This is a genomic window from Serratia sp. NA_112.1 (assembly GCF_052691715.1).
This window is the reverse complement of record NZ_JBQZFO010000007.1, coordinates 1-21,147: the sequence shown is the minus strand read 5'-3', so window position 1 is coordinate 21,147 and position 21,147 is coordinate 1. Positions and strand designations below refer to the sequence as shown.

General features: G+C 54.9%; 22 protein-coding genes and 1 pseudogene. 14 read left to right on the top strand and 9 right to left on the bottom strand.

The genetic code is table 11. The annotated features are described in order from the left end of the window. Positions 1-3: 3 nt before the first annotated feature. The 5 genes from lpxB to ACUTQ5_RS14900 all read left to right on the top strand — a co-directional run bounded on the left by lpxB (position 4) and on the right by ACUTQ5_RS14900 (position 8,688). Positions 4-1,152 carry a lipid-A-disaccharide synthase gene (lpxB, locus tag ACUTQ5_RS14920; protein ID WP_445651895.1) on the top strand — a complete coding sequence of 383 codons (1,149 nt, stop codon included), beginning with the start codon at positions 4-6 and terminating at the stop codon, positions 1,150-1,152. Then, complete coding sequence (rnhB, locus tag ACUTQ5_RS14915; RefSeq protein WP_012146481.1) at positions 1,149-1,742, top strand: ribonuclease HII; 594 nt, start codon at positions 1,149-1,151, stop codon at positions 1,740-1,742. The genes lpxB and rnhB overlap by 4 nt, the downstream gene beginning before the upstream one ends. An 83-nt stretch (positions 1,743-1,825) precedes the next feature. Next, positions 1,826-5,314, top strand: coding sequence for a DNA polymerase III subunit alpha (dnaE, locus tag ACUTQ5_RS14910; protein ID WP_445651894.1), 3,489 nt, complete (start codon positions 1,826-1,828; stop codon positions 5,312-5,314). Between the two features lie 12 nt (positions 5,315-5,326). After that, entirely contained in the window at positions 5,327-6,286 is a 960-nt protein-coding gene (accA, locus tag ACUTQ5_RS14905; protein ID WP_445651893.1) for an acetyl-CoA carboxylase carboxyl transferase subunit alpha, read from the top strand. Positions 6,287-6,543: 257 nt separating this feature from the next. Then, positions 6,544-8,688: a lysine decarboxylase LdcC gene (locus ACUTQ5_RS14900; RefSeq protein WP_445651892.1), complete on the top strand. Its 2,145-nt coding sequence runs from the start codon at positions 6,544-6,546 to the stop codon at positions 8,686-8,688. On the opposite strand, the gene ACUTQ5_RS14895 is transcribed toward ACUTQ5_RS14900, so the two are convergent. Next, a complete protein-coding gene (locus ACUTQ5_RS14895) occupies positions 8,685-9,230 on the bottom strand; it encodes a MarR family winged helix-turn-helix transcriptional regulator (RefSeq protein WP_445651891.1) in 546 nt (181 codons plus the stop codon). The genes ACUTQ5_RS14900 and ACUTQ5_RS14895 overlap by 4 nt on opposite strands. A gap of 150 nt (positions 9,231-9,380) precedes the next feature. Here ACUTQ5_RS14895 and ACUTQ5_RS14890 point away from each other — a divergent pair, with 150 nt between their 5' ends. The 5 genes and pseudogenes from ACUTQ5_RS14890 to ACUTQ5_RS14870 all read left to right on the top strand — a co-directional run bounded on the left by ACUTQ5_RS14890 (position 9,381) and on the right by ACUTQ5_RS14870 (position 12,177). Continuing rightward, entirely contained in the window at positions 9,381-9,605 is a 225-nt protein-coding gene (locus ACUTQ5_RS14890; RefSeq protein ID WP_445651890.1) for a glutaredoxin family protein, read from the top strand. A gap of 121 nt (positions 9,606-9,726) precedes the next feature. Then, on the top strand, positions 9,727-10,116 hold the full coding sequence (locus ACUTQ5_RS14885) for a VOC family protein (protein WP_153859282.1): 390 nt from the start codon (positions 9,727-9,729) through the stop codon (positions 10,114-10,116). An 11-nt stretch (positions 10,117-10,127) separates the two neighbouring features. Further along, positions 10,128-10,475: pseudogene (locus tag ACUTQ5_RS14880) on the top strand (MFS transporter); the annotation flags it as partial. A gap of 56 nt (positions 10,476-10,531) precedes the next feature. Further along, the gene (tilS, locus tag ACUTQ5_RS14875) at positions 10,532-11,842 is read left to right on the top strand and encodes a tRNA lysidine(34) synthetase TilS (protein ID WP_445651889.1); all 1,311 of its coding nucleotides are present in this window, start codon (positions 10,532-10,534) and stop codon (positions 11,840-11,842) included. Between the two features lie 17 nt (positions 11,843-11,859). Further along, positions 11,860-12,177 (top strand): c-type cytochrome, encoded by a 318-nt coding sequence (locus ACUTQ5_RS14870; protein WP_445651888.1) that lies wholly within the window; start codon positions 11,860-11,862, stop codon positions 12,175-12,177. Positions 12,178-12,228: 51 nt separating this feature from the next. On the opposite strand, the gene rof is transcribed toward ACUTQ5_RS14870, so the two are convergent. After that, complete coding sequence (gene rof, locus ACUTQ5_RS14865) at positions 12,229-12,486, bottom strand: Rho-binding antiterminator (RefSeq protein ID WP_368040125.1); 258 nt, start codon at positions 12,484-12,486, stop codon at positions 12,229-12,231. Continuing rightward, the gene (locus ACUTQ5_RS14860) at positions 12,479-12,679 is read right to left on the bottom strand and encodes a YaeP family protein (protein ID WP_012146467.1); all 201 of its coding nucleotides are present in this window, start codon (positions 12,677-12,679) and stop codon (positions 12,479-12,481) included. The genes rof and ACUTQ5_RS14860 overlap by 8 nt, the downstream gene beginning before the upstream one ends. Before the next feature lie 213 nt (positions 12,680-12,892). Between ACUTQ5_RS14860 and ACUTQ5_RS14855 the strand changes: the two genes are divergently transcribed. Genes ACUTQ5_RS14855 through nlpE form a run of 3 tightly spaced genes read left to right on the top strand, consistent with a single transcriptional unit; the run spans position 12,893 to position 14,571 of the window. Continuing rightward, positions 12,893-13,441: a YaeQ family protein gene (locus tag ACUTQ5_RS14855; RefSeq protein WP_445651887.1), complete on the top strand. Its 549-nt coding sequence runs from the start codon at positions 12,893-12,895 to the stop codon at positions 13,439-13,441. A 3-nt stretch (positions 13,442-13,444) separates the two neighbouring features. Further along, a complete protein-coding gene (gene arfB, locus ACUTQ5_RS14850; protein ID WP_445651886.1) occupies positions 13,445-13,858 on the top strand; it encodes an alternative ribosome rescue aminoacyl-tRNA hydrolase ArfB in 414 nt (137 codons plus the stop codon). 29 nt (positions 13,859-13,887) lie between these two features. Continuing rightward, positions 13,888-14,571 carry an envelope stress response activation lipoprotein NlpE gene (gene nlpE, locus ACUTQ5_RS14845; protein WP_445651885.1) on the top strand — a complete coding sequence of 228 codons (684 nt, stop codon included), beginning with the start codon at positions 13,888-13,890 and terminating at the stop codon, positions 14,569-14,571. Between the two features lie 51 nt (positions 14,572-14,622). Here nlpE and proS read toward each other — a convergent pair whose 3' ends face one another. From proS to metN, 6 genes are all read right to left on the bottom strand, one after another. After that, complete coding sequence (gene proS, locus ACUTQ5_RS14840) at positions 14,623-16,341, bottom strand: proline--tRNA ligase (protein ID WP_445651884.1); 1,719 nt, start codon at positions 16,339-16,341, stop codon at positions 14,623-14,625. A 120-nt stretch (positions 16,342-16,461) separates the two neighbouring features. Continuing rightward, positions 16,462-17,169: a tRNA (N6-threonylcarbamoyladenosine(37)-N6)-methyltransferase TrmO gene (gene tsaA, locus ACUTQ5_RS14835; protein ID WP_261110311.1), complete on the bottom strand. Its 708-nt coding sequence runs from the start codon at positions 17,167-17,169 to the stop codon at positions 16,462-16,464. Further along, the gene (rcsF, locus tag ACUTQ5_RS14830; RefSeq protein ID WP_445651883.1) at positions 17,166-17,570 is read right to left on the bottom strand and encodes an Rcs stress response system protein RcsF; all 405 of its coding nucleotides are present in this window, start codon (positions 17,568-17,570) and stop codon (positions 17,166-17,168) included. The genes tsaA and rcsF overlap by 4 nt, the downstream gene beginning before the upstream one ends. Before the next feature lie 120 nt (positions 17,571-17,690). Next, positions 17,691-18,506 carry a MetQ/NlpA family lipoprotein gene (locus tag ACUTQ5_RS14825; RefSeq protein WP_004952177.1) on the bottom strand — a complete coding sequence of 272 codons (816 nt, stop codon included), beginning with the start codon at positions 18,504-18,506 and terminating at the stop codon, positions 17,691-17,693. A gap of 60 nt (positions 18,507-18,566) precedes the next feature. Then, positions 18,567-19,220, bottom strand: a complete 654-nt coding sequence (locus ACUTQ5_RS14820; RefSeq protein ID WP_445651882.1) for a methionine ABC transporter permease MetI — start codon at positions 19,218-19,220, stop codon at positions 18,567-18,569. Continuing rightward, entirely contained in the window at positions 19,213-20,244 is a 1,032-nt protein-coding gene (gene metN / locus ACUTQ5_RS14815) for a methionine ABC transporter ATP-binding protein MetN (protein WP_012146459.1), read from the bottom strand. Before metN ends, ACUTQ5_RS14820 begins: the two co-directional genes overlap by 8 nt. A 187-nt stretch (positions 20,245-20,431) precedes the next feature. On the opposite strand from metN, the gene gmhB reads away from it, so the two are divergent. Next, entirely contained in the window at positions 20,432-20,995 is a 564-nt protein-coding gene (gmhB, locus tag ACUTQ5_RS14810) for a D-glycero-beta-D-manno-heptose 1,7-bisphosphate 7-phosphatase (protein WP_017893778.1), read from the top strand. The last annotated feature ends 152 nt before the right edge of the window (positions 20,996-21,147 follow it).

Here is a 21,147-nt window from a genome sequence, read left to right as displayed (position 1 = left end):
CCTATGCAAAATCGCCCATTGACCATCGGATTGGTCGCCGGAGAGACTTCCGGTGACATTCTTGGCGCCGGTTTAATTCGCGCGCTCAAGGCGCAGATTCCAGACGCGCGTTTTGTTGGCGTCGCCGGCCCGCTGATGCAGGCTGAAGGCTGCGAAACCTGGTACGAAATGGAAGAACTGGCGGTAATGGGCGTGGTCGAGGTGCTTGAGCGCCTGCCACGCCTGTTAAAGATCCGTAAGGACCTTACCCGCCGGTTCAGCGAACTCGCGCCTGACGTGTTTGTGGGTATCGACGCGCCGGACTTCAATATCACCCTGGAAGGTCGCCTGAAACAGCGCGGCATCCGCACTATTCACTATGTCAGCCCGTCCGTTTGGGCCTGGCGTCAAAAGCGTGTTTTCAAAATAGGCAAAGCCACCGATCTGGTGTTGGCGTTTCTCCCTTTCGAAAAAGCGTTTTACGATCGTTTCAACGTTCCCTGTCGGTTTATCGGCCACACCATGGCCGACGCCATGCCGCTGCAACCGGACAAACTGGCTGCGCGCGCTAAACTGGGCATTGCCCCTGATGCGCGTTGTCTGGCCCTGTTGCCGGGCAGCCGCGGTGCTGAAGTCGAGATGCTTAGCGCTGACTTCCTGAAGACGGCCCAGTTGCTGCGCACCCGTTATCCGGAGCTGGAACTGGTGGTGCCGTTGGTTAACGCCAAGCGACGTGAGCAGTTCGAGCGCATCAAGGCGGAAGTGGCACCTGAGTTAAGGGTCCATTTGCTCAATGGCCAGGGCCGTGAGGCGATGATCGCCAGCGACGCAGCTTTACTGGCCTCTGGGACTGCGGCACTGGAGTGCATGCTGGCTAAATGCCCGATGGTGGTGGGTTACCGCATGAAGCCGTTTACCTTCTGGATAGCGCAGCGATTGGTGAAGACCCCCTATGTCTCGCTGCCCAACCTGTTGGCCGGTCGTGAGATCGTCACCGAACTGTTGCAGCACGACTGCGTACCGGACAAGCTGGCGGCATCGGTCATGCCGTTGCTGGAAGGCAGCCCGCAAACCAACGAACTGAAACAGACTTTCCTAACCTTGCACCAAAGCATCCGTTGTGGTGCCGATGAACAGGCCGCTCAGGCTGTGTTGGAGCAGGCATTAGCATGATTGAACCCTTCATTTATCCTGTTGCCACGCTGATTGCCGGCGTGGACGAAGTCGGCCGTGGCCCTTTGGTCGGGGCGGTAGTGACCGCCGCAGTGATCCTCGATCCTGCGCGACCGATAGTTGGGCTGGCGGACTCGAAAAAACTCAGTGAAAAGCGTCGCCTGGCGCTGTATGACGAAATCGTCGAGAAGGCACTCTCCTGGAGTCTGGGACGTGCTGAGCCGGACGAGATTGACCAACTGAACATTCTGCATGCAACCATGCTGGCGATGCAGCGAGCGGTTGCCGGATTGCATATCGCGCCGGACATGGTATTGATTGACGGTAACCGTTGTCCGAAACTACCGATGCGTTCGCAGGCGGTGGTGAAGGGCGATAGCCGCGTGGCAGAAATCAGCGCCGCGTCCATTCTGGCGAAGGTCACGCGTGACCGCGAAATGACCGAGTTGGATCGGGAATTCCCGGACTACGGCTTTGCGCAGCATAAAGGCTACCCAACCGCTTTCCATCTGGAGCGGCTGGCCGCGTTGGGTGCGACTGAACATCATCGCCGCAGCTTTGCCCCGGTCAGAAGGGTGCTGGCGCTGTAATCTGCCGGCCTTATCCAGGCCAGGCACGCGATAGAGTTAACCCGGGTTCAGTTCGCTGAGCCCCTAGATTCAGGTATCTGGATATGGCCGAACCTCGTTTTATTCACCTGCGCGTTCATAGCGACTACTCCATGATAGATGGATTGGCCAAGATTGGGCCGTTGGTGAAGAGAGCCGCCGCGTTAGCCATGCCTGCTTTGGCAATTACCGACTTTACCAACCTGTGTGGTCTGGTGAAGTTTTATGGCAGCGCGCACGGCGCCGGGATCAAACCGATCATCGGCGCGGATTTTCATGTGCAAAGCGAAGTGCTGGGCGATGAGCTGGCGCAGCTCACCGTGCTGGCCGCCAATAATGAAGGTTACCAAAACCTGACGTTGCTGATTTCCCGCGCTTATCAGCGTGGTTACGGTGCCGCCGGTCCGACTATTGATCGGGACTGGTTGATTGAGCACCGTGAAGGGCTGATCTTGCTCTCTGGCGCGCGCCAGGGCGACGTCGGCAAGTTTCTGCTGCGCGGCAACCAGCCGCAGGTGGAGCAGTGCCTGGAGTTCTATCAGCAATACTTCCCTGACAGCTATTACCTCGAACTGATCCGTACCGGTCGGCCGGACGAAGAAAACTATCTGCACGCCGCAGTGGCGCTGGCCACTGAACGCGGATTGCCGGTGGTGGCCACTAACGACGTGCGCTTTCTGGTCGAGGATGACTTTGACGCCCACGAAATCCGCGTCGCCATTCATGACGGCTTCACGCTGGACGATCCCAAGCGCCCACGTAACTATACGGCGCAGCAATACATGCGTAACGAAGACGAGATGTGCGAGCTGTTTGCCGACATCCCGGAAGCGTTGCTCAACAGCGTAGAGATCGCCAAACGTTGTAACGTGACTATTCGCCTCGGCGAGTACTTCCTGCCGCAGTTCCCGACCGGTGATATGAGCACCGAGGACTTCCTGATCCTCAAGTCGAAGGAAGGGCTGGAAGATCGCCTGGAGTTCCTGTTCCCAGACCCAAAGGTGCGCGCTCAACGCCGCCCTGAATACGATGAACGTCTGGATATTGAACTGAACGTGATCAACCAGATGGGCTTCCCGGGCTACTTCCTGATCGTGATGGAGTTCATCCAGTGGTCGAAGGATAACAACGTGCCGGTTGGTCCGGGGCGTGGTTCCGGTGCCGGTTCTTTAGTAGCCTATGCACTGAAAATCACCGATCTTGACCCGTTGGAATTTGACCTGCTGTTCGAACGCTTCCTTAACCCGGAACGTGTTTCGATGCCCGACTTCGACGTCGATTTCTGCATGGAAAAACGCGATCTGGTGATTGAGCACGTGGCGGATATGTACGGCCGTGAGGCGGTATCGCAAATCATCACCTTCGGTACCATGGCGGCGAAAGCGGTTATCCGCGACGTGGGCCGCGTGCTGGGCCACCCCTATGGCTTCGTCGACCGCATCTCTAAACTGGTGCCGCCCGATCCGGGCATGACGCTGGAAAAAGCCTTTGCCGCCGAACCCCAACTGCCGGAAATTTACGAGGCGGATGAGGAAGTCAAAGCGCTGATCGACATGGCGCGCAAGCTGGAAGGGGTCACACGTAACGCCGGTAAGCACGCCGGGGGCGTGGTGATCGCGCCGACCAAAATCACCGACTTCGCGCCGTTGTATTGTGACGCTGAGGGGCAGCATCCTGTTACCCAGTTCGACAAGAACGACGTGGAGTACGCCGGGCTGGTGAAGTTCGACTTCCTCGGCTTGCGTACCCTGACCATCATCGACTGGGCGTTGGAGATGATTAACGCCCGGCGCGCCAAAACCGGGCTGGAGCCGATTGATATCGCCGCCATCCCGCTCGAAGACAAAAAAAGCTTCGACATGCTGCAGCGTTCGGAGACCACCGCGGTCTTCCAGCTTGAATCGCGCGGCATGAAGGATTTGATCAAACGTCTGAAGCCAGACTGTTTCGAAGACATGATCGCACTGGTGGCGCTGTTCCGCCCTGGTCCTCTGCAGTCAGGCATGGTAGACAACTTTATCGACCGTAAGCACGGCCGCGAAGAAATTTCCTACCCGGATATCCAGTGGCAACATGAGTCGCTCAAGCCGGTGCTGGAGCCGACCTACGGCATTATCCTGTATCAAGAACAGGTTATGCAGATTGCCCAGGTACTGGCCGGGTATTCGCTGGGCGGCGCGGATATGCTGCGCCGTGCGATGGGTAAAAAGAACCCGGTTGAAATGGCCAAGCAGCGTGGCGGTTTCGAGGATGGGGCAAAAGCACGCGGCATCGACGGCGAACTGTCGGTAAAAATCTTCGATCTGGTGGAGAAATTCGCCGGTTATGGCTTCAACAAGTCGCACTCCGCCGCCTATGCGTTGGTGTCCTACCAGACGCTGTGGCTGAAGGCACACTACCCGGCCGAGTTTATGGCGGCGGTGATGACCGCCGATATGGACAATACCGATAAGGTGGTGGGGCTGGTGGATGAGTGCTGGCGCATGGGGCTGAAAATCCTGCCGCCGGATATCAACAGCGGCCAATACCATTTCCACGTTAACGATGAAGGCGAAATCGTTTACGGTATCGGCGCCATCAAAGGCGTCGGGGAAGGGCCGATTGAAGCCATTCTGGAGGCGCGTAACAGCGGTGAACAGGGCTACTTTAAGGACCTGTTCGATTTGTGCGCGCGCTCCGACATCAAAAAAATTAACCGCCGCATTCTGGAAAAGCTGATCATGTCCGGGGCGTTCGACCGCCTTGGGCCACACCGTGCCGCATTGATGAACTCTTTGCCCGATGCGTTAAAAGCGGCAGATCAGCATGCCAAAGCCGAAGCGATCGGCCAGGTGGACATGTTTGGCGTACTGGCGGAAGCGCCGGAGCAAGTGGAGCAATCCTACGCCAACGTGCCCCGCTGGCAGGAGCAGGTGGTGCTGGACGGTGAACGGGAAACGTTGGGGTTGTACCTCACCGGCCACCCAATCACCCAGTACCTTAAGGAGATCGAACGCTACGCCGGTGGCCAGCGTTTGAAAGATATGCACCCGACGGATCGGGGCAAAATGACCACCGCCGTTGGGCTGGTGATCGCCTCGCGGGTTATGGTCACCAAGCGCGGTAACCGCATCGGGATCTGTACTCTGGATGACCGCTCTGGCCGTCTGGAGGTGATGTTATTCACCGATGCGTTAGAAAAATACCAGCATTTATTGGAAAAAGACCGTATCCTGATCGCCAGTGGACAGGTCAGCTTTGATGACTTTAGCGGTGGGCTTAAAATGACCGCCCGCGAGCTAATGGATATCAGTGAAGCCCGTGAAAAATACGCTCGCGGACTTGCTATCTCGCTGACGGACAGGCAAATTGATGACCAGCTTTTGAACCGTCTCCGTCAGTCTTTGGAACCCCATCGCTCGGGGACGATTCCAGTGCATCTTTACTATCAACGGGAAGATGCGCGGGCCAAGCTGCGTTTTGGCGCAACCTGGCGCGTGACGCCCACCGACCGCTTATTGATAGATTTGCGGACTTTGGTAGGTAATGAGCAGGTGGAACTGGAATTTGACTAAAATAGGAATGCTATGAGTCTGAATTTTCTTGATTTTGAACAGCCGATTGCAGAGCTGGAAGCGAAAATTGACTCGCTGACTGCAGTCAGCCGTCAAGACGAAAAATTAGATATTAATCTGGACGAAGAGGTTCAGCGCCTTCGTGAAAAGAGCGTTGAGCTGACGCGCAAGATTTTTTCCGATCTTGGGGCTTGGCAAGTTGCTCAATTGGCACGCCACCCACGCCGTCCTTATACCCTGGATTATATCAAACACATCTTCACCGACTTCGAAGAACTGGCTGGCGATCGCGCCTATGCCGATGACAAAGCGATTGTCGGTGGTATTGCGCGTCTGGATGGCCGCCCGGTGATGATCATCGGTCACCAGAAAGGCCGCGAAACCAAAGAGAAAATCCGCCGTAACTTCGGCATGCCGGCACCGGAAGGCTATCGCAAAGCGTTGCGCCTGATGGAAATGGCTTCTCGTTTCAAGATGCCGTTGATCACTTTCATCGACACTCCAGGGGCATACCCGGGTGTGGGCGCGGAAGAACGCGGCCAGTCAGAAGCGATTGCCCATAACCTGCGTGAAATGTCTCGCCTGAACATCCCGGTGATCTGCACCGTGATTGGCGAAGGCGGCTCTGGCGGTGCATTGGCCATCGGCGTGGGCGACAAAGTGAATATGCTGCAGTACAGCACCTATTCGGTTATTTCGCCGGAAGGCTGTGCATCCATTCTGTGGAAGAGCGCTGATAAGGCACCTCTGGCTGCAGAAGCGATGGGCATTACCGCTCCCCGTCTGAAAGAGCTTAAACTGATCGATTCGGTGATCCCGGAGCCTTTGGGTTCTGCTCACCGCGACGTGCCGGCAATGGCTGCGACGCTGAAAGCACAGTTGCTGGCTGACCTGAAAGAGCTCGATGGCCTGAACAACGAAGAGTTGCTCAACCGCCGTTACCAGCGCCTGATGAACTACGGCTACTGCTGAGTTTTGTTATGCGTTGCAAGAAACCGCCTTCGGGCGGTTTTTTTTGGCTGCTGAAAAGGGGCCTATGGGGTACACAGCACGGTTTTTTCATGTTGTTATATACCTGTCATCTTTCAAGTTGCAGCGTTGTTATCTGCACTCACTCACCCCAGTTACTTACCTGAGTAAGTGCCTGGGGATGAGCGAGTTGGCCGCCTAGCTGCAACTTGAAAGCTATAGGGTATAGACGATGGGTGGTTAACTGACAGGAGCAGCCGTTGAATATCATCGCGATCATGAGCCCAGCGGGCGTTTATTACAAAGACGAGCCGATCCGTGAGCTTCACACCGCACTGACTGCAATGGATTTCCAACTGGTGTATCCGAAAAACAGCGGTGATTTGTTAAAACTGGTCGAGTCCAACGCGCGTATTTGTGGGGTGATTTTTGACTGGGACGACTACAGCCTGGAGCTGTGCAGCGACATCAATGAGCTGAATGAATATCTGCCGTTGTATGCTTTCATCAATACCCACTCCACCTTCGACGTCAGCCTGCATGAAATGCGCATGGCGCTGTATTTCTTTGAGTACGCTCTGAATGCGGCGGATGATATTGCACAGCGTATTCAGCAGTACACCGCCGAATACATAGATACCATTACGCCCCCGTTGACCAAGGCGCTGTTCAACTATGTGCGCGAAGGGAAATACACTTTCTGTACTCCAGGCCACATGGCTGGCACCGCCTTTCAGAAAAGCCCGGTCGGCTGCCTGTTTTACGACTTTTTCGGTGCCAACACGTTAAAAGCAGATGTCTCAATCTCTGTGACGGAACTGGGATCGCTGCTGGATCACACCGGCCCACATCTGGAAGCCGAAGAGTATATTGCCCGTACTTTTAACGCCGAGCAGAGTTATCTGGTGACCAACGGCACCTCCACCGCCAACAAGATTGTCGGCATGTATTCGGCGCCGACCGGTAGCACGGTATTGATTGACCGCAACTGCCATAAATCCTTATGCCATTTGCTGATGATGAGCGATATCGTGCCTATCTATTTGCGTCCGCTGCGCAATGCCTATGGCATTCTCGGTGGCATCCCGCAGCATGAATTTACTCGCGAGAGTATTGCCGCCCGGGTCGCGGCAACGGCTAATGCCAGTTGGCCGGTACATGCGGTGATCACCAATTCCACGTATGACGGTTTGTTGTACAACACCGACTACATCAAACAGACGCTGGACGTACCCTCAATTCACTTTGACTCGGCCTGGGTGCCCTATACCAACTTCCATCCCATCTACGACGGCAAGAGCGGTATGAGCGGCGAGCGCACACCCGGCAAGGTTATCTACGAAACCCAGTCTACGCACAAGCTGCTGGCGGCATTTTCGCAGGCCTCAATGATTCACATTAAGGGTGACTACGACGAAAGCACCTTTAACGAAGCCTATATGATGCATACCACCACCTCGCCGAATTACGGCATCGTAGCGTCGATGGAGACTGCCGCAGCGATGCTGCGTGGCAATCCGGGGCGACGATTGATAAATCGCTCGGTGGAGCGCGCACTGCATTTCCGCCGTGAGGTGCAGCGGCTGCGGGAGGAGAGCGACAGCTGGTTCTTCGACATCTGGCAGCCGGAGGAGATCGACGAGGCACAGTGTTGGCCGCTGAACCCAGATGATAATTGGCACGGTTTTGGCGATACCGATCGCGATCACATGTACCTCGATCCGATCAAGGTCACTATCCTGACGCCGGGCATGAATGAGCTGGGCATGCTGGAAGAGAGCGGGATACCGGCGGCGCTGGTGGCGAAGTATCTGGACGAGCGCGGTATCGTAGTGGAAAAAACAGGGCCTTATAACCTGTTATTCCTATTCAGCATCGGCATCGATAAAACCAAGGCGATGAGCCTGCTGCGCGGTTTGACCGATTTCAAACGCGCTTACGATCTCAACCTGCGGGTGAAGAACATGCTGCCGGATTTGTTCGCGGAAGATCCGGACTTCTATCGCAATATGCGGATTCAGGATCTGGCTGCCGGGATCCACAGTTTAATCTGTCGGCACGATCTGCCGGGCCTGATGCAGCGGGCGTTTGACGTGCTGCCTGAAATGAAACTGACGCCGCACCAGATGTTCCAGCAACAGGTGCGCGGTAACGTAGAAACCTGCGAGTTGGATCAATTGGTCGGCAAGGTGGCGGCCAACATGATCCTGCCTTATCCGCCAGGGGTACCGTTGGTGATGCCGGGCGAAATGATTACCGAAGAGAGCCGTGCAGTGCTGGATTTCTTGCTGATGCTGTGCTCGATCGGCGAGCGTTATCCGGGCTTTGAAACCGATATCCACGGCGCGAAACTGAGCGAGGACGGGCGTTATCTGGTGAAGGTGCTGAAAATACCGCTGGCTTAAGCAAATTCCCGGCAAATCAGGTTCACGCTGCTTGCCGGCAAGGGTTCCTGCGTCAGGCCACAAAATGGTTGGCCATCCTGCCGTTGGTGGTAGCGGCAGCGATGGCATTCGCCGAATAACGCCACGTTATCATCCTGCTTTTGTAACTGGCGTAACAACTGCGTCAGCAACTCCACTAACTGCCCGCCATCCTGCTGCATGGCATCCTGCGCATCCTGTAAATAGGCCGGTGGGAACAGGGCATCCATCAATACGCGTGATTTGTCGGTCAGCTTTAGCCTGACGCTGCGTCGGTCCTTCTCGTCCGCAGTGCGGGCTATCATCCCGTTACTTTCCAGCTTTTTCAGCGATTGCGATACCGTGCCTTTGGTCAGGCCAAGATATTCCGCCACCGCCATTGGCGTGTTGGAGTAATGGTTGCAGCGCGCCAGGTAGTACAACGCACTCAATTGCACCGGGGGCAGGCTTTTCAGCTCTTCATGGCTACGCATCCAGCTGCGTTGCAGGCTATTTAGCCGCTCCAGTAAATCAAACAGTCTCAATATGTCATCCTCGCTAGCGTGGGAAAATAGTATCGATTGAAAACTATATTAACAAGTCGGGATGGAGGATTTATTGTGCATTTGGTTTTGAATCAAAACTAAATGTGCGAGTTAATTTCGCCCACATAGTCAGAATCAAGGAGAATTATCATGACCAAGGCCGTTTTCTACCATGCAGGTTATTCCGTTTGCGTCAGCGCAGAGCAGCAGTTGTTGAGCCAGGATGTGCAGGTGGATGTGGTGCATCTGGGTGAAAAACCGGCGCGTCTCGCCGAAGCAGAAAAAAACGGGGTACAGAGCGTACCGGTGCTGGTGGTGGATGGGCAGGTGCTGCACATCAACTACGGTGCTGCACTGGCCGATCTTAAAGCCTGATCTGCCTGTTGCGTTGCTGATTTCTGAATGACGGCCCCGTCTTGTAAGCGGGGCTTTTTGTCGTTGACGTCGCCACTGCCGCTGGATACCGTGCTTTATCACACCGATAATGAGACATACTATGTTGGCACTCCGTCAGATACACCACATTGCCGTCATTGGTTCGGACTATGCGGCCAGTAAGCATTTTTATTGCGATATCTTGGGTTTCACCTTACTCGGCGAGTTTTACCGCGAGGAGCGTGACTCCTGGAAGGCCGATCTGGCACTCAATGGTCAATACAGCATCGAACTGTTTTCCTTCCCGTCCCCCCCGGCTCGTGTCAGTCGGCCGGAAGCCTGTGGTCTGCGCCATCTGGCATTCAGCGTCGAGGACATCGAGCAGGCCATCGAGCATTTGCAGGCTGCTGGCGTAGTTTGCGAGCCGGTACGCATCGATCCTTATACCCAGTCACGCTTCACTTTTTTCAGCGATCCCGATGGCTTGCCTCTAGAATTATATGAGGTCTGAATGCTTAATCGGGGCATATCGACGCAGGTCGGGCGCTCATATGGTATTGTCCCGCGCTTGCCGAACTGTTTATCGACCCGGTTGCCATGGCACAGATTACCCGACTGAATATCCCAGGCGCTACCGGGGTGCTGACCGGCATCTATATGTTGACCACCGGTTCGAGAGCCAATTATCTGGCCGGTATTATCGCCGGTCAAACCGCCGAAGATCCGGCTACGGGGGCGACGGCGCAGGCCTATGTCCACCTGTTTGCTCAAATTGGCTGGTGGGCGATGGGGTGCACGGCGGCAGTGGTGGCGGTGTTGGCCATGTGGTGGTTGCTGGGCGGCCGTCATATCCGTGCGGTTAATGCTTGATTGATGGTATGACGGGGGTTAACGTGCAGCTATCTGGACGTCATTAAGCCTAATCAATGAATAACAATCAATTATCCGCACAGCTTTCTCGCCACTTGGGTGCTCGCCGGCACTTGCTGGTGGCATTCAGCGGCGGGCTGGATTCCAGCGTACTGTTGCACCTGCTGGTGGGGTTACGGCAGCAATTGCCGGACTTGCAGCTTCGCGCGGTGCACGTGCACCACGGCCTGAGTGCTTTTGCCGACCAGTGGGTAACACACTGTCGGCAACAATGCGTTGCCTGGCAGCTCCCCCTAGTGGTTCAGCACGTGCAGGTTGATAGCCAGCAGGGCGGTATCGAAGCCGCAGCCCGGGCGGCGCGCTACTCGGCTTTTGCCAGCACGCTGGCGGCAGGTGAAACATTGCTTACTGCGCAACACCTTGACGACCAATGTGAAACCTTCCTGCTGGCACTAAAGCGTGGCAGCGGCCCGGCGGGTCTGTCGGCCATGGCTGCACAGACGTCGCTGGGGGATAATCATTTGCTGCGTCCATTGCTGGGCTACTCCCGCCAGCAGTTGGAGGCCTATGCGCAGCAACATCAGCTCAGCTGGATTGAAGACGACAGTAATCAGGACCCACGTTTCGACCGCAACTTTTTGCGCCTGCAGGTGTTGCCGCTACTGAATCAGCGCTGGCCGCACTTTGCTGCGGCGACGGCACGTAGTGCCAGCCTGTGTGCCGAGCAAGAGCAATTGCTGGATGAGTTGCTGGCAGAACAACTGCACAAGCTGCTCGACGAAGACTGTGCTCTGGCGATTGATGGCTTGCTGACGTGTTCACCGGCCCGACGTTTCGCCTTGTTACGTCGTTGGATCGCGCTATTTGGCGTCACCATGCCTTCTCGCGAACAGTTGCAGCGGTTATGGAAAGAAGTGGCGCTTAGCCGCGAGGACGCCGAACCCCAACTGCAATTGGGACAATATCAGTTCCGCCGCTTCCGTCGCCGTTTGTATCTGCTGCCGTTGATGGCCGATCTGCGTGAAATCAGTCTAAGCTGGTCATTGGATGCTTCGCTGATACTGCCGGATGGCTTGGGTGAACTGGTTAGTGGGGAAGGCGACATCTGTCTGTGTGCTCCGCAATTACAGCAAAAAGTGAGCATCCGTTTTACCGCTCAGGGTAAACATCGCATCCTTGGCCGCGCGCATTCTCGCCCGATCAAAAAATTGTGGCAGGAGTTGGGTATTCCTCCGTGGCAGCGTGAGCGTACCCCGTTGATCTATTATGATGACCAGCTTATTGCGGCGCTGGGGATTTTTGTCAGCGAGGCCGGACAAACGTCCGAGGGGCAGCAGCCCTGGCGGCTGCACTGGCGTAAAAAATAATAAGAGACTGAGGAACCATGATGAAATTTGTGAGCGCAATGGCGGTGATGTTGGGTCTGTTCAGCCTGCCTGTGGTGGCGGCGGGCGATGCGGCTGCGGGTAAGGATAAGTCCGCCAGTTGTATGGCGTGCCATGGGGCTGAAGGGAAGGTGTCGATGCCGATGTACCCTAATCTGGCTGGGCAAAACGCCATGTATCTTGAGCATGCGTTGCAGGCTTATAAGAAAGGCGAGCGTAACGGGGGGCAGGCGGAAGTGATGAAAGCCTATGTTTCCCCGCTGTCTGATGCGGATATTGCAGATCTGGCGGCCTACTATTCCAGTCTCAAACCATAAATGACGAGGGCAGCCGTTGGGCTGCCCTGTTGGGATGGCGTTACCGTTAAATCAATCAGACAGGCTGACGACCACGGTACCGATTTCCGGATGACTGAAACTGAGGATGTGATCCAGACGCAAGCTGAGAGCGTCGCCGGCCCGATCGATAATCAGGTACTCAACGCCCTTGGTAAACTTCAGCTCGGTGGCTTTGCCTTCGAATTTTTCTCCGTCGCGTAACTCCAGCTTCAGAATGTAGTTATGCTGACAGGCGAGTTCCAGGCTTTCATAGTCATCGCAATTGATGGATTGGTACTCATCATTCATCAACATAGTCGCTCACCAATAAGTTAGCGGCGGCAAAGGCCGCCTGTTCCCTAACGGAGGACGGTAGCGTGCTATTCGCAGCAACTTCGTCCAATGCCTTTAATACACATGCTAACGCATCAGGCACGTAGCCGAGATCACCACTGCCGATCTCGGCGTAAAAACGGCGTACTAACTCACAGTATTGTTGCACAGTTTCCTCCCTAAAGAACCTCTGCGTCATCGAAGCCTTATAGCGATGAGGCGCAGGCACTCGGAGCTTGACTCTATCCTAGACGACTATAGCACAGCTATTGTCGAGTTATTAGCACCTCCGCGCGGCTTTCGCACCGGGCTTTGTCCGGCCGTACTGGCCGCGGTTGGGCCAAATCAAGTACACTGTCGCCTGATAATAATGAGGTCACCCATGGCGCTGAAAGCTACTATTTATAAAGCCACGGTCAATATCGCTGATATGGATCGTCACTTCTACCACGACGCCACGCTTACCCTGGCTCAGCATCCTTCCGAAACCGAACAGCGCATGATGCTGCGTCTGCTGGCTTGGATCTGTCATGCCGATGAGCGACTGGTGTTTACCAAAGGCCTGAGCGCCGATGATGAGCCGGAAATCTGGCGGCGAAACGATCATAACGGGCTGGAAATGTGGATTGAAATGGGCCTGCCGGATGAAAAACGTATCAAGAAGGCCTGCAACCAGTCACCGCGAGTGGTGCTGTATGCTTACGGCGAACGCGCCGGTCACGTTTGGTGGCAATCGATGCAAAGCAAAGTGGCAAACCACAAAAACCTAAGCATCCGTTTCCTGGCTGATGAAAAATTAGCCAAACTGACGGCGTTGGTCAGCCGCAATATGACGCTGCAGGCTACGCTGCAAGAGGGAACTATCTGGCTTTCCGATGCTCAGAATAGTCTAGAAATCCAGTTTGCCGAGTGGCAACAGGCTCAGGTGTGACCGGTGCTTGAACTGTCAAGAAATGTAACTATACCGGATAACGAAGTGGAATTGACGGCGATCCGCGCGCAGGGCGCGGGTGGCCAGCACGTGAACAAAACCTCAACGGCTATCCATTTGCGCTTTGACATCCGGGCATCCAGTCTGCCAGAGGATTATAAGGAAAGGCTGCTGGCCCTGAATAATCATTTAATTACCGCCGATGGCGTGGTGATTATCAAAGCGCAGGAATATCGCAGCCAGGAATTAAACCGCGAGGCGGCGTTGGCCAGACTGGTTACTTTGATCCAGCAGGCGATGGTGGTAGAAAAAACTCGCAGGGCGACCAAGCCCACCAAAGGGGCAAAATTACGTCGTCTGGAAGGCAAGGTACGGAAAGGCGCGACTAAAGCGCTGCGCGGCAAGATCCGCACTTAAGGACACATGAACACAGTAGGAGAATAACTGTGAAGAAAATAACACTGGCCCTGTTTTTAGCGGCAGGGGCACTTTCGTTACTGGGATGTAATAACCACTTCCAGCCAAAAGAACAATCGCTTCAGGCGATGCAACAAAGTTATCAGGGGGTGCTGCCTTGCGCTGACTGCGGCGGTCTGGAGACCGCATTATTCCTGGATAAAGACGGTACTTTCGTGCTGCAGGAAACCTATCGCGGCACCAAAGACGATGATCAAACCTTTGCCGACTACGGCAAATGGGCGCGTACCGCCGATAAGCTGGTGCTGACCGACACCCGTGGTGACAAGCGTTATTTCCGCCCGGTGGGGAAAAGTTTGGAAATGCTGGATCAAACCGGCATGCCGATTGAGTCGAAACTGAATTACCGCCTTGATCCGGTAGAGAAAGCCTTGCCTAAAACGCCGATGTCGCTGAAAGGCAGCTACACCTACATGGCGGATGCAGCGGTGTTCAAAGATTGCACCACCGGTAAAACGTTCCCGGTCGATAATAATATCGTGCTGGAGCAGGGGTATGCCAAGGCGAAAAAAACGCCGGGCGAGCCGGTGTTCCTGACTCTGAATGGCCACTTTAGCGTTCAGCCGTCAATGGAAGAGGGGTTAACCGAGAAGGCGCTGGTGCCGGACGGTAAAATAGCCTTCGACCGCAGTAAAAATTGCGACAGCAAATAACCGTTATAAAAAAACCCGCCTAGGCGGGTTTTTACTTTCTGCGATAGCGGATTAGCGCTTGATCTGCCCCAGCAGGAAATCAATGACTTCGCCGGTTTTAATCATTTTCTTCTCGCCGACACGACGGTTTTTGTACTCAATCTCTTCGCTGTCGAGGTTACGGTCGCCGATCACGATAGAGTGCGGTACGCCAATCAGTTCCATATCCGCGAACATCACGCCCGGACGTTCTTTACGGTCGTCGAGGATCACGTCGATACCGTGGGAACGCAGAATGTTGTACAACTCCTCCGCCAGCGCCTGCACGCGGAAGGATTTGTGCATGTTCATTGGCAGAATAGCCACCTGGAATGGCGCGATAGCGTCCGGCCAGATGATGCCGCGCTCGTCATGGTTCTGCTCGATAGCGGCAGCGACCACGCGGGTAACCCCGATACCGTAACAACCCATGGTCAGCACCTGGTTACGGCCGTCTTCGCCCTGTACGGTGGCTTTCATCGCTTCCGAGTATTTGGTGCCGAGCTGGAAGATATGGCCCACTTCAATACCGCGTTTGATCAGCAACGTGCCTTTACCATCCGGGCTGGCATCACCTTCAACGACGTTACGGATATCGGCAACCTGTGGCAGCGGCAGATCGCGCTCCCAGTTGATGCCGAAGTAGTGTTTGCCATCGATGTTGGCGCCGGCGCCAAAATCGCTCATCGCCGCTACGCTGCGATCGGCAACCACGGGGACCTGCAAATTGACCGGGCCGAGTGAACCAGGGCCCGCACCCACGATAGCGCGGATCTCTTCTTCGGTAGCAAAGACCAGAGGAGCTGCAACCTGCGGCAGCTTTTCGGCTTTGATTTCGTTCAGTTCGTGATCGCCACGCACCAACAGGGCAACCAGCTTGTGGCCGCTCTCTTCTTTAGCTCGCACCAGCAGCGTCTTGACGGTTTTCGTCACCGGCAGCTGGAATTGCTCTACCAGTTCAGCAATGGTCTTGGCGTTCGGGGTGTCTACAATGCGCAGTTCTTCACTGGCTGCCGCACGTGGCTCAGCCGGTGCAACCGCTTCTGCCAGTTCGATATTGGCGGCAAAGTCGGAGCCGGTGGAAAACACGATATCGTCTTCACCGCTGTCGGCCAGTACCTGGAACTCATGTGATGCACTACCACCGATCGAGCCAGTATCGGCATGTACCGGACGGAAGTCCAGGCCCATACGGCTGAAGATTTTGCTGTAGGCTTCGTACATTGCTTCGTAGGTTGCCTGCAGCGACTCCTGCGAAGTATGGAACGAGTAAGCATCCTTCATCAGGAATTCACGAGAGCGCATAACGCCGAAACGTGGGCGGACTTCATCACGGAACTTGGTCTGAATCTGGAAGAAGTTCAGCGGCAGCTGCTTGTAAGAGCTGATCTCGTTGCGGATCAGGTCGGTGATCACTTCTTCGTGGGTTGGACCCAGCACGAATGGACGATCGCCGCGATCGACAAAGCGCAGCAGCTCAGGACCATACTGTTCCCAACGGCCGCTTTCCTGCCACAGATCGGCAGGCTGTACTACCGGCATGCAGACTTCGATCGCGTTAGCATTGTTCATTTCTTCGCGAACGATGTTTTCAACCTTTTTCAGAACGCGCAGGCCGGTTGGCAACCAGGTATAAAGACCGGAGGCCAGCTTGCGAATCATCCCGGCGCGCAGCATCAGCTGGTGGCTGATCACTTCGGCATCGGCAGGTGTCTCCTTCAGAGTGGAGAGCAGATATTGGCTAGTACGCATGGTGTTTTGGTTCCGTTAGAACTGCAAATTGCATCGGGCTGCCACAGTGGCGGCCAAAAGTGACAAAAGTGCTTTAGTTTATCAGTGCGAGCGGGTTGTCAAAAGAGAGACGGTGGAATTTTAACGCAGGTCGAGAGACAGCACCTCGGTTTGTTGACTCACCACTCGCCAGCGCACGTTGAAATCCAGTAGCCAGACGGCATAATCCCGTTCTGCTGATTGCCCCTTGCGGTAGGCTGGACGCGGATCCTGAGCCAGCACCTGGCTGATAAAGCGCCGCAGGTGCGGATAACGCCGCTGGTGTTGCAGCAGCTGTTGTTCCGCCTCTGGAGCAAAGCATACCGGCATATCCCCGGCAGGCGCGGCCTGAGCAAACCCGGCGCGGGCCTGCGGCTGGCTTTCGGCAAACGGCAGATAGGGTTTGATATCTACTACCGGCGTGCCGTCAACCAGATCGAGACTGCCCAATTCGAGCACCACTTCACCGCCCTGCACCCGTACGCCTTTTAATTCGATCAGTGACATACCGAGCGGATTGGGGCGGAAGGTTGAGCGGGTGGCAAATACCCCCATCCGGGCATTACCGCCGAGGCGGGGTGGCCGGACAGTGGGGCGCCAACCCCCTTCCATGGTTTGATGGAAAATAAACATCACCCACAGATGGCTGAATTCACCGAGTCCGCGTACCGCTTCCGCCTGATTATAGGGCGGCAGCAGCACCAACTCACCGCCACCGTCTTCGACTAACCCTGGTTGGCGGGGGACGGCGAACTTTTCTTTATACGGTGAACGGATGGTACCGATCTGGTTGAAAACAAACTCGGTCATTTGGACGAAACGTTAAGCGCTGAACCCTGGCAAATGGCCTGTTGGTAACAGCCGGCAACACCGCTGACAATCTGGCAGTCATGCAACAGCACGGCATTAGCCTTCATATAAGAGGCGCGGATTTGCATGCGCTTACGGGCGGTCGCCAGATTCGGTGGTGAGTCCTGAACGGTTGTCTGGCAGGATTCGCCAGAGACTTCCCCCAGATCGCGGAATGGTTTGCCCACTAATTCTTCTGCACTTTTGTACAGTTTAACCGGTGCCGGACGCGTTGCTGGTGTGGTTTTGGTCGGAGTGGTTACTGCCGGTTTGCTGGTGCTGTTTGTGGTAGGGGGCGCGAAACGCTGCGACGAACACCCTGCCAGCGCAAGCGCTAACAAACAGAGAGGTAAAGCACGCATTGAGATTCCTCTGCCTTGATGGAATATATAAGTGGCGCTATTGAAGCAATCTATGGTGGAAATAACAAGACGGGCCGTAGCCCGTCTTACAATTATAGGAATAAATTCGGTAATTAATGATTACCAGCCTTTAACTGCGCCACCGTTAAAGATCTTGTTGGCCGCTTCGTTGACTTCGTCAGACTGATAAGCCTGAACGAACTTCTTCACGTTTTCCGCGTCTTTGTTATCTTCGCGGGCAACCAGCAGGTTAACGTAAGGTGAGTCTTTATCTTCAACAAATAGGCCGTCTTTTGCCGGCGTCAGGCCAATCTGGCTGGCGTAAGTGGTGTTGATCACCGCCAGAGCGATTTGTTGGTCGTCCAGGGAACGTGGCAGCTGTGGTGCTTCCAGTTCAACCAGCTTCAGGTTTTTCGGGTTTTCAGTCACGTCCAATACGGTCGGCAGCAGACCAACACCGTCTTTCAGTTTGATCAGGTTAACCTTCTGCAGCAGCAGCAGAGAACGGCCCAAGTTGGTTGGGTCGTTAGGCAGGGCCACCTGAGAACCGTCTTTCAGTTCGTCCAGCGATTTGATTTTCTTGGAGTAACCGGCAATCGGGTACACGAAGGAGTTGCCAACCGACACCAGCTTGTAGCCGCGATCCTTGATCTGCTGATCCAGGTAAGGTTTGTGCTGGAAGGCGTTCAGATCGATATCCCCTTTGCTCAGCGCTTCGTTTGGCAGCACATAGTCATTGAAGGTTACCAGTTCGACGTCCAGACCGTATTTCTCTTTTGCCACTTTTTGCGCGATTTCAGCGACCTGCTGTTCGGCACCGACAATGACGCCGACTTTGATATGGTTCGGATCTTTTTCTTCCTGACCGCAGCCTGCCAGAGCCAGAGTACCGATCAGTGCGCCGATTGCCGCGATAGATTTAAATTTTAACGACATATCCCTTCCTCATTAGACTCGCATTTGAAATACGCTGTGTGAGCGCAGTTGCTGTAAAAACTACTTATGGGTGACGGCCTTGACGATCCGGTCACCGAAGAACTGGATCAAATAGACCAGCACCACCAGTAATACTAATACGGTATTCATTACTGTGGCGTTATAACCGATATAACCGTACTGATAGCCAATCTGCCCCAGACCGCCTGCGCCGACTGCGCCACCCATGGCGGAATAACCCACCAAAGTGATCAGGGTGATAGTGGCGGCGTTAACCAAGCCCGGCAGAGCTTCCGGCAGCAGCACCTTCTTGATGATTTGCATCGGGGTAGCCCCCATCGCGCGGGCGGCTTCCACCAGACCGGAAGGGAGCTCCAGCAGGGCGTTTTCCACCATACGGGCAATAAAGGGTGCCGCGCCCACGGTCAGCGGCACGATAGCTGCCTGCAGACCGATCGAGGTGCCGACGATCAAACGAGTAAATGGAATCATCCACACCAGCAGGATAATGAACGGAATGGAACGGAAAATGTTCACCAGCCCGGACAGCGTTCTATATAGCGTGTTGTTGGCGGCGATTTGCCCCGGGCGGGTGACATACAGCAGCACGCCAACCGGCAGGCCAAGCACGAAACCGAAAAAGCCGGAGACAAAGGTCATCATGACGGTTTCCCACACGCCACGAGCCATTAACCACATCATTGCCTCAGACATAACCCAGAACCTCTACTTTTACCTGATTTTCCTGCAGGAACTTAATCGTTGCCAGCGCGTCTTCATCACTGCCATGCAGCTCAGCCAGCATCACGCCGAATTTAACGCCACCGGCATAATCCATCTGCGCACTGATAATGTTGTTGTTAACGTTGAAGCGACGGGCGGCTTCTGACAGCAGCGGCGCATCAACAGATTGGCCGGTGAACTCCAGACGCAAAAGGGGCTGGCGGCCGCCACTGCGTTCTGGTGCCAGGCGCTTGGCATAATCGTCCGGGATATCCAAATGCAGTGTGGCTTGAATAAACTGCTGGGCCAGCGGAGTTTTCGGGTGCGAGAACACTTCGCTGACGCTGTCTTTCTCAATCAACTGACCCTGGCTGATAACTGCAACCTGATCGCAGATGCGTTTCACTACATCCATTTCATGGGTGATCAGCAGGATGGTCAGACCGAGACGACGGTTAATGTCTTTCAGCAGTTCGAGGATTGAACGGGTGGTGGCCGGGTCCAGCGCGCTGGTGGCTTCATCACACAGCAGGACTTTGGGTTGGCTTGCCAGCGCACGGGCAATCGCCACGCGTTGTTTTTGGCCGCCCGACAGGTTGGCCGGGTAGGCGTCATGTTTGTCTGACAGCCCGACCAGTTCCAGTAATTCGGTTACGCGTTTTTTGATTTCAGCGCGTGGAGTGTTGTCCAGCTCCAGCGGCAATGAAACGTTGCCAAACACCGTGCGGGAAGACAATAGGTTAAAGTGCTGAAATATCATACCGATCTGACGGCGAGCGCGCGTCAGTTCGCCTTCGGACAGCGAGGTCAGATCCTGTCCGTCAACCAGTACTTGGCCGGAGGTGGGGCGCTCAAGCATGTTGGCGCAGCGGATTAACGTACTTTTACCGGCGCCTGATGCCCCGATAACGCCATAAATTTGCCCGGCAGGGACGTGAAGAGTCACGTCAGAGAGCGCGGTAATGGTGCGCGAACCCTGCTGGAACACTTTGGTGATGTTAGAAAGTTTAATCATATTCTTCTTATTTTAGCGTGGTTGCCCGTGGCTAGATAAAAGTAAACCCTGGCGTGGACCAAGGCATGAGTCAGATGTTAAGGCGTCTAGACGTCCAAGTCAACGATCAACGCTGTTCTCTGCCGTTCTCAGTGCCGGGTAAAACATGCGATACTGTCTGCGTTTTCAGGCCCTCAGGAGCAAACCGGTGACACAAAGCGTTCCAGCAATTTTCCTCGATCGTGATGGCACGATTAATGTCGATCATGGCTACGTTCATGAAATCGATAATTTCCACTTTATAGATGGCGTGATTGACGCCTGTCGCGAACTCAAAAAGATGGGCTTTGCTCTGGTATTGGTGACCAACCAGTCCGGCATCGCGCGCGGCATGTTCAGCGAAGACCAATTTATGTACCTGACCGAGTGGATGGACTGGTCGCTGGCCGATCGCGATGTTGACCTGGACGGCATCTATTTCTGCCCACATCATCCTGATGCAGTAGTAGAAGAGTTCCGTCAGGTGTGCGACTGCCGTAAACCTCAGCCGGGCATGTTGTTGCAGGCGCAACAGGAATTGAACATTGATATGGCTGCTTCTTATATGGTTGGCGACAAACCGGAAGATATGCAGGCAGCAATAGCGGCAGGCGTCGGGACTAAAGTGCTGGTGCGTACCGGCAAACCGGTCACTGAGCAAGGTGAGAAACTGGCGGATTGGGTGATAAACAGCCTGGCAGACCTGCCGGAAGCCATCAAAAAGCGGGTTTAGTAGGCGTTATGCATGAATAGTGAGCGGTCAGATAAAAAGTGAATATAAACCCTTGTCATTCTGAAGCAGCTCCCTATAATGCGCCTCCATCGACACGGAACATGTGAACAACTTCACAGAGTCTCCGGGGTTCGAAGAGAAAAAATCCTGAA

Excerpts from the sequence above, each read along its gene's own strand:
- lpxB (WP_445651895.1), top strand. The coding sequence starts at position 4 with ATGCAAAATCGCCCATTGACCATCGGATTGGTCGCCGGAGAGACTTCC.
- rnhB (WP_012146481.1), top strand. The coding sequence starts at position 1,149 with ATGATTGAACCCTTCATTTATCCTGTTGCCACGCTGATTGCCGGCGTG.
- dnaE (WP_445651894.1), top strand. The coding sequence starts at position 1,826 with ATGGCCGAACCTCGTTTTATTCACCTGCGCGTTCATAGCGACTACTCC.
- accA (WP_445651893.1), top strand. The coding sequence starts at position 5,327 with ATGAGTCTGAATTTTCTTGATTTTGAACAGCCGATTGCAGAGCTGGAA.
- ACUTQ5_RS14890 (WP_445651890.1), top strand. The coding sequence starts at position 9,381 with ATGACCAAGGCCGTTTTCTACCATGCAGGTTATTCCGTTTGCGTCAGC.
- ACUTQ5_RS14885 (WP_153859282.1), top strand. The coding sequence starts at position 9,727 with ATGTTGGCACTCCGTCAGATACACCACATTGCCGTCATTGGTTCGGAC.
- tilS (WP_445651889.1), top strand. The coding sequence starts at position 10,532 with ATGAATAACAATCAATTATCCGCACAGCTTTCTCGCCACTTGGGTGCT.
- ACUTQ5_RS14870 (WP_445651888.1), top strand. The coding sequence starts at position 11,860 with ATGATGAAATTTGTGAGCGCAATGGCGGTGATGTTGGGTCTGTTCAGC.
- rof (WP_368040125.1), bottom strand. The coding sequence starts at position 12,486 with ATGAATGATGAGTACCAATCCATCAATTGCGATGACTATGAAAGCCTG.
- ACUTQ5_RS14855 (WP_445651887.1), top strand. The coding sequence starts at position 12,893 with ATGGCGCTGAAAGCTACTATTTATAAAGCCACGGTCAATATCGCTGAT.
- proS (WP_445651884.1), bottom strand. The coding sequence starts at position 16,341 with ATGCGTACTAGCCAATATCTGCTCTCCACTCTGAAGGAGACACCTGCC.
- tsaA (WP_261110311.1), bottom strand. The coding sequence starts at position 17,169 with ATGACCGAGTTTGTTTTCAACCAGATCGGTACCATCCGTTCACCGTAT.
- rcsF (WP_445651883.1), bottom strand. The coding sequence starts at position 17,570 with ATGCGTGCTTTACCTCTCTGTTTGTTAGCGCTTGCGCTGGCAGGGTGT.
- ACUTQ5_RS14825 (WP_004952177.1), bottom strand. The coding sequence starts at position 18,506 with ATGTCGTTAAAATTTAAATCTATCGCGGCAATCGGCGCACTGATCGGT.
- ACUTQ5_RS14820 (WP_445651882.1), bottom strand. The coding sequence starts at position 19,220 with ATGTCTGAGGCAATGATGTGGTTAATGGCTCGTGGCGTGTGGGAAACC.
- metN (WP_012146459.1), bottom strand. The coding sequence starts at position 20,244 with ATGATTAAACTTTCTAACATCACCAAAGTGTTCCAGCAGGGTTCGCGC.